The sequence below is a fragment of the Sphingobium sp. ba1 genome (assembly GCF_000743655.1).
Taxonomy (GTDB): domain Bacteria; phylum Pseudomonadota; class Alphaproteobacteria; order Sphingomonadales; family Sphingomonadaceae; genus Sphingobium.
This window is the reverse complement of record NZ_JPPQ01000055.1, coordinates 1-1870: the sequence shown is the minus strand read 5'-3', so window position 1 is coordinate 1870 and position 1870 is coordinate 1. Positions and strand designations below refer to the sequence as shown.

The following is a 1870-nucleotide window of genomic DNA, read 5'->3' as shown; positions in this document are numbered from 1 at the left end:
TGCAGCGCGGGCTGCCGGGCAAAGTTCATCGCCGATCCCGAGCGCTATCTCGGCCCGCCGGCACCGCCGTTCGCAGCGCCCGTGGGCACGATCTGGACCTGCCCTATGCATCCCGAGATCCGGCAGGACCATCCCGGGTCCTGTCCGATCTGCGGCATGGCGCTCGAACCCGCGACCGTGACCGCCGACAGCGGTCCCAGCCACGAGCTGGTCGATTTCACGCGGCGTTTCTGGGTTGGCCTGGTGCTGGCCCTGCCGGTGCTGATCCTCGAGATGGGGGCGCACCTGTTTCCTGTGATCCATCGCCTCGTGCCGATGTCGACCTCGGTATGGATCCAGTTCGTGCTGGCGACGCCTGTCGTGCTCTGGGCGGGCTGGCCGTTCTTCGAGCGTGGCTGGGCCTCGCTCAAGACCCGCAACCTCAACATGTTCACCCTGATCGCGATGGGGACGGGGGTCGCCTGGATCTACAGCGTCGTCGCGACGCTCGCGCCTCAGCTGTTCCCGCCTGCCTTCCGCGGCGAGGACGGCATGGTTGCCGTCTATTTCGAGGCCGCCGCGGTGATCACCGTTCTCGTGCTGCTCGGCCAGGTGCTCGAACTGCGCGCGCGTGAGCGGACCTCGGGCGCGATCAAGGCGCTGCTCAACCTCGCGCCCAAGACCGCGCGCCGGATCGCCGCCGACGGGAGCGAAGAGGAGATCAGTCTCGATCTGGTCGCGGTCGGCGACCGCCTGCGCGTGCGGCCGGGCGAGAAGGTGCCGGTCGACGGCGTAGTCGAGGACGGCCGCTCCTCGCTCGACGAGTCGATGGTCACCGGTGAATCCATGCCCGTCACCAAGGCCAAGGCCGACACGGTGATCGGCGGCACGCTCAACCAGACCGGTGCGCTGGTGATCGTCGCCGACAAGGTCGGACGCGACACCATGCTTGCGCGGATTGTCCAGATGGTCGCCGAGGCGCAGCGCTCGCGCGCGCCGATCCAGCGCATGGCCGATCAGGTGTCGGGCTGGTTCGTGCCCGTGGTCATCGCGGTTGCGGTGGTCGCGTTTATCGCCTGGGGTATCTGGGGCCCCGAGCCGCGCTTCGCCTATGGGCTGGTGGCGGCGGTCGCCGTGCTGATCATCGCCTGTCCCTGTGCACTGGGTCTCGCCACGCCGATGTCGATCATGGTGGGCGTCGGCCGCGGCGCCGGACTCGGCGTCCTTATCAAGAATGCCGAAGCGCTCGAGCATATGGAGAAGGTCGACACGCTCGTCGTCGACAAGACAGGCACGCTGACCGAAGGCCGCCCTGCCGTCACCCAGGTCGTGCCGGCGCCCGGCTTCGACGAAGCCGAGTTGCTGCGGCTTGCCGCCTCGGTCGAACGGGCTTCCGAACATCCGCTCGCGCTGGCGATCGTCGAGGCTGCGAAGGATCGCGCCATCGCCACGAGCGACGTCACCGACTTCGACTCGCCGACCGGGCGCGGCGCGCTCGGTACGGTCGAAGGGCGGCGCATCGTCCTCGGCAATGCGCGGTTCCTCGCCGACGAGGGCGTCGCCACCGAGGCGCTCGCCGGCCAGGCCGACGCACTGCGACGCGATGGCGCCACCGCAATCTTCATCGGAATCGACGGCACCGTCGGCGGTGCCTTCGCCATCGCCGATCCGGTGAAGGCCACGACGCCAGAAGCGCTCGCCGCGCTCAAGGCGGAGGGTATTCGCGTGGTCATGCTGACCGGCGACAACCGCACGACAGCGGAAGCGGTCGCCCGGCGCCTGGGCATCGACGAGGTCGAAGCCGAGGTGCTGCCCGATCAGAAAAGCGCCGTGGTCGCCAAGTTCAAGCGCGAGGGGCGGGTGGTCGCCATGGCCGGCGACGGTGTCAACG

At 69.1% G+C, this 1870-nt stretch carries 1 protein-coding gene; it reads left to right on the top strand.

Going from position 1 to position 1870, the window contains the following annotated elements:
* On the top strand, positions 1 to 1870 hold a 1870-nt coding region (locus tag IL54_RS02795), incomplete at both ends, for a heavy metal translocating P-type ATPase (RefSeq protein ID WP_052027527.1).